The following is an 810-nucleotide window of genomic DNA, read 5'->3' on the forward strand; positions in this document are numbered from 1 at the left end:
GGCTGCCGGGAGGACTGGCGGCTCCACTACCTCGCCGCACCCGCTGGTCGGGCACACGTAGTTGTACTGGGCGCGGTAGCGGCCCCACTCCACGCCGTTCTTGAAGGCCTGGCGGGCCTTGACCCAGCCGTGCCGGTCACAGTGCGCTTTGGGGCTCAGCCACTTCTCCCACAAGGGGTCGCGACCGATGCTCTCCAGCCAGTACACGACGTACGCACGATCACGGGACTGCGGAGCCCTCGGCGTCCCGAACCGGGGAGTGGCATGCATGGAGTTGAGGTAGACGACGCGGACCTTGTAGCGCATGGCCTTGATGGCTTTGATCCACGCGTCGAAGAGGATCCAGTTGCGGACGTCGACGACGTTCTCGACGACACCGCCGAGGACTGCCTTGCCCCGGAGCCACATGGCTTCCAGGTAACGCGGGATGTCCCACATCGTGGCGCGAGATCGGACCGCGGCCTGGTCGGGCAGGACCTCCCCGAACAGGTCGGGCTGGCGGTCGAGGTCGGTGCGGACGCCACGGGCGATGGTGTGGTTGGTGCACTCCGGGGAACCCCAGTGCAGGTCGGTTCTGGGGTATCTGCGGAAGTCGATCTGGCTGATGTCGGCGCAGTCATGCTGGCAGTCCGGGAAGTTCTCGGCGTGGGTGGCTATCGCCAGGTCCCAGTGATTCGCGGCGATGACGACCTTGACGCCGGGCACACGTTCGGCGCCCTGGGTGCTGCCTCCAGCACCCATTGCGACGAACCTGTGGCCTGCGTCAAGGTCGTCATCGCCGCGAATCACTAGGACCTGGCCATAGCCACC

The 810-nt window shown here is 66.4% G+C and carries 1 protein-coding gene; it reads right to left on the minus strand.

Features of this window, described 5'->3' with window-relative positions:
* A partial coding sequence (locus J0695_RS37705; protein ID WP_206969309.1) for a DNA cytosine methyltransferase occupies positions 1 to 741 on the minus strand: 741 nt, incomplete at its 3' end.
* Positions 742 to 810: the final 69 nt, after the last annotated feature.

The organism is Streptomyces beijiangensis, assembly GCF_017315755.1.
GTDB classification, from domain to species: domain Bacteria; phylum Actinomycetota; class Actinomycetes; order Streptomycetales; family Streptomycetaceae; genus Streptomyces; species Streptomyces beijiangensis.